Source organism: Methylobacterium sp. Leaf456 (assembly GCF_001425465.1).
Classification (GTDB): domain Bacteria; phylum Pseudomonadota; class Alphaproteobacteria; order Rhizobiales; family Beijerinckiaceae; genus Methylobacterium.
This window is the reverse complement of sequence record NZ_LMQV01000033.1, coordinates 1-4,026: the sequence shown is the minus strand read 5'-3', so window position 1 is coordinate 4,026 and position 4,026 is coordinate 1. Positions and strand designations below refer to the sequence as shown.

Below are 4,026 nucleotides of genomic sequence, written 5' to 3'. Positions count from 1 at the left end.
ATGGCCGAGCGCCTGAATGCTCTCGGTGATGTGGGTCAGCACCGTCCGTATCCTCGGCGTGTCGCGATTGTCCTTATGGACCAGCAAGAGGATGTCGGCGCTGGGAGGCTCGGTCGGAACCTCGATCCTGGTGAGCCGCGCTTCCTCGTCGCCGCGGAACCGGGCCAAGCATGCCAGCCCGCCGCCGCTGGCGGCCGCGAGCACGGCGGCCTCGTGGCTGCTCGTCTGCAGGACGACGCGGGACCTCGGGGCCATCTCGGTCAGCCAGGCCGATTGCGTCATCTCCTGGCTGTCCTCCATCTGCGTGATGAGGTGGTGGTCGGGGCAGCCGTCATCGAAGTTCAGTTCGCCGCGCTCCCGGATGTAGCCCGCGGTCGCGTAGAGGCCGAAGGCGATGCCTCCGATGCGCCGGACCACGAGATCGTGCTGCTCGGGCTGCCTCATCCGCACGGAGATGTCGGCTTCCCGCATCGCGAGGCTGAGTTCCCGCGGGTTCGGGATGNCGCGGTCGCGTAGAGGCCGAAGGCGATGCCTCCGATGCGCCGGACCACGAGATCGTGCTGCTCGGGCTGCCTCATCCGCACGGAGATGTCGGCTTCCCGCATCGCGAGGCTGAGTTCCCGCGGGTTCGGGATCAGCTCGATCATGATGTCGGGATGCCTGGCGTGCAGGCTTGCGAAGCTCGGGGCCAGCAGGTGCGCGGCGATTGTCTCGGCGCAGGTCACCCGCACCAGCCCGCGCAGGCGGGTAGCTTCCACCTCCAGGCTCTCGGCCTTCCTGCGGACCTCCTCGCCGGCCAGCGTCGGCACGTAGCCTTCCGGCGTCCGGTTGAGTAGGCGGACCGCGAGGGTCGCCTCCAACGAGTTCAGGCGACGTCCGACCGTCGATTGCGAGACATGGAGCACCTTGGCGGCTGACGAGAGGGTGCCGTGTCGGGCGAGGGCGAGAAAAAATCTCAAGTCGTCCCAATCGAGCATCCGTCACCTGCCATCCATTTATGCATCTCCCGTCGTCGGCTTTGGTGGMCGACTTTCATTTCAGGRAKCCTATACTCCTSCYSACGAAATAACCACGGGAAATATTTCAGTCCTTTGAGATGTTTCGCGCTCGCCATCCGTACGAGGGGAAGTCTCATGGCACGGACACCGACGAGATCCGACGGCGGTTCGCCGGCGCCCAACGACAGGCACCGGCTGGAAGCGGTGATCTCCGACGGCAAGGCCGATCCGACCGCCGTGCGGACGCTGCGGTGCCGCACGGTGGCGCAGGGTCGCCTCAGCCAGATGAACTACATCCGGAACCTGCCGCCGCAGCCGGTGATGGAGGACGAGCCCGAGGGCCTGCTCGGCGAGAGCACGGCGCCGAACGCCTCCGAGGCCCTGCTCGCCGCCCTGGGGTCCTGCCTCTCCATCGGCATCCATGCCAACGCCCTGGCGCAGGGCATCCCGATCCGGTCGCTGGAGCTTCACGTCGAGGCCGACATCAACATGACCTCGGTCTGGGGCAGCGGTGACCTCCATCCGAAGACCATTGGATTCGAGAGCATCCGCGTCTCGGTGGCGATGGACGCGGACGCCTCGCGCAAGGCCCTGGCGGCGCTGATCAAGCACACGGTGATGTGGTCCCCGGTGGCGAACACCCTCCACAACCCGGTCCATCTGGATGTCGCCCTGGCGAAGGTTGCCGAAGCCGCGGCCTGAGAACCTCCCCGGCGTCTTCGGAACGCCGGCGCGACCCCCTGCCGGGACCGTTCGACGAATCCGCCTCAAGCTGAAAGGACAGACCCATGTCGATCCATTCGCTCCATACCGGTCCGGTGACCGGACTCCCTGTCCCCACCCTACCGTCCTACCTCGAAAAGGGGATCGGCAAGGTGCGTCTCCTAAGCCTTTCCACGGCCCTGACGCTGGCGGAATGCGACACGCTGGAGCCGTTGAGCCGCCGGGTCTCGCTCGACCAGAGGGAGACCCTCTTCAGTCAGGACGAGCCGGCCTGCTCGGTCTTCAACATCACCTCCGGCGCGCTTCGGATGTACAGCATCCTCCCGGACGGTCGCCGGCAGGTCACCGGCTTCGCCTTCCCGGGCGACTTCGTCGGGCTGTCGATGCTCGACCGCCATGCGGTCTCGGCCGACGCGCTGTCACCGCTGACCGCGTGCCGTTTCGACAGGCTGGCCTTCCGGAACCTGCTGGGCGGACACCCGGGCCTGATGATGCACCTGCACGAGATCACCGGACAGGAACTGTCCCGGGCCAAGGACATGATGATGCTGCTCGGCCGCCGCACCGCGGACGAGAAAATCGCCGCCTTCCTGACGGGGCTGCAGGCCCGTTACGTCCGGATCGGCCGATCCTCGGTCACCCTCGAACTGCCCATGGGCCGCCTCGATATCGCGGACCACCTCGGCCTGACCATCGAGACCGTGAGCCGGACTCTGTCCAGGCTGGACCGGGACGGCTGCATCCTGATCGTGCCGGGCGGCGTGCGCCTCATCGACCAGCCACGCCTTGACCGGATGTCGGCACACTGACGGTCGGGACCGCCGGGTACCGGTACACCTCCCGACCACGGTCCATGACCGCGACCGCCGAAGGTACGGCAAGCCCGGCCGCCCGGGCGGAGGCCCTCGCCGCGCCGAACCAGGACCGCGCCTCCTGCTTCGCCGGTCGCAGGYCGGAGGAGTCGAGAAAATCGGCGGGTTCGCCGGCGTGCCGCTCAAGCCTCACAAGGACGGGGGACGGGCCGGCGGGCGCTTGATGTCCTGCCAACGCGAACGTCCGGCGGGCGAGGCACGCCCCTTCATGCTTCCCGTCGCGGTCRGCTCCTGTGGCCGGATCTCGCTCGGCACGACATCGCGTGACAGTGGCATGTTCGGCCCGTTGGACCGGGCGAGGCGGCCGTCGTTCGGGACGGCCTGCGCGCCCGTCACGGCAAGGAGCATCCCAAGCGCCGCAAGCGTCGTCATCAATCGTGACATCTGGGTTTGTCCTTTCGCAGGCGAGACATCGACAGGCCCCGCTGCGGGAGGACCAGGTTCGAGGGGCACCATGCTCCTGGCCCTCGGGTCCGGCTTTGTGCTGGATCAAGGACTGGGCCCAGGCCGGGACTAGGGTTCGTCCAACGCAAAACGAGGGACCCTCCCATGTCGGCACTCCAGAACATCAAGAACGTCATCGTCAGCCTGACCGAGTAAGGTCAGCAGGGCGAGACGAGCGATGCCATCGGCTACGGCCTTGTCGCTGTCCGTCGTCGCCGGCGCGCACCTCACCGTCCAGGCGGCCTCGCGGCGCATCGTCATGAACAGCGCCCTCGCCGGTGGGTTCGGACGCATCCTCGTCTCAGGGGAGAACGGGCGCACCGCCAGTCTGAGCCAAGCCGTCGCCCAGAAGGTCCGCGGCGACGCCGCCAGCGGCCGGGGTCGGGTGCACGGTGGAAAGCCCCCAGCTGACCCATCCGGACATCCTAGCCACCGTCGCGGCGAGGGCACGCCCTCACCATCCTCGATGCCGAGGAGCGTACCATCGACCCTTCATCACAAGCCAGTTCCTGCCACGCGAGCCTGGCGACCGGCCGCAGGTGATCCCGAAGGGCACAACGAACCTCGGGCTCATGGGCCAGTTCTGCGAGCTGCCCGTCTACGGCCTACTCGGGCTCGGTCGCGAGCCGCCCGCCGTCTACCAGGGCAAGTTCGATCCCCGCGTACTGTTCAAGGCGTACCGGGCCCTACACGACCTGCAGGACGCGTGACCACAACGAGGTCGAGCGGGCCCCCTTCCTGGCGGGGGCGCTCAAGTCCGTCAGGCCAACTTCGGGACACCGCCGGCGAACCCCTTGGTTCTCCGCTCGTATCCCCCGGATTCGTGTAGCTCGTTCGAACGGGGGACGACCGGGCTGGGAGAGAACGGGCCGAGGTCTTCCTGGATCACGGGTCGTGTCCCGTGACGTGGTGTAGGAGCCCCGGTCCTCGGGAGGGTCCGAGGATGATCAGGCGGCCACGGCGGACAGCCTGAGGATGGGATCCTCGCT

General features: G+C 67.7%; 5 protein-coding genes. 3 read left to right on the top strand and 2 right to left on the bottom strand.

Annotated features, from left to right (window positions below; all coding sequences use genetic code 11):
- Together ASG52_RS28670 and ASG52_RS15595 are read right to left on the bottom strand one after the other, a co-directional pair.
- A partial coding sequence (locus ASG52_RS28670) for a LysR substrate-binding domain-containing protein (protein ID WP_353612494.1) occupies positions 1-471 on the bottom strand: 471 nt, incomplete at its 3' end.
- 32 nt (positions 472-503) lie between these two features.
- Positions 504-977 (bottom strand): LysR family transcriptional regulator (locus ASG52_RS15595; RefSeq protein WP_210170414.1); only part of this gene is annotated, 474 nt, incomplete at its 3' end.
- A gap of 156 nt (positions 978-1,133) precedes the next feature.
- Between ASG52_RS15595 and ASG52_RS15590 the strand changes: the two genes are divergently transcribed.
- The 3 genes from ASG52_RS15590 to ASG52_RS26495 all read left to right on the top strand — a co-directional run bounded on the left by ASG52_RS15590 (position 1,134) and on the right by ASG52_RS26495 (position 3,747).
- Positions 1,134-1,700 (top strand): OsmC family protein, encoded by a 567-nt coding sequence (locus ASG52_RS15590; protein WP_056244975.1) that lies wholly within the window; start codon positions 1,134-1,136, stop codon positions 1,698-1,700.
- Between the two features lie 86 nt (positions 1,701-1,786).
- The gene (locus ASG52_RS15585) at positions 1,787-2,530 is read left to right on the top strand and encodes a Crp/Fnr family transcriptional regulator (protein WP_056244973.1); all 744 of its coding nucleotides are present in this window, start codon (positions 1,787-1,789) and stop codon (positions 2,528-2,530) included.
- A gap of 899 nt (positions 2,531-3,429) precedes the next feature.
- Positions 3,430-3,747, top strand: coding sequence for an oleate hydratase (locus ASG52_RS26495; RefSeq protein WP_082552595.1), 318 nt, complete (start codon positions 3,430-3,432; stop codon positions 3,745-3,747).
- The last annotated feature ends 279 nt before the right edge of the window (positions 3,748-4,026 follow it).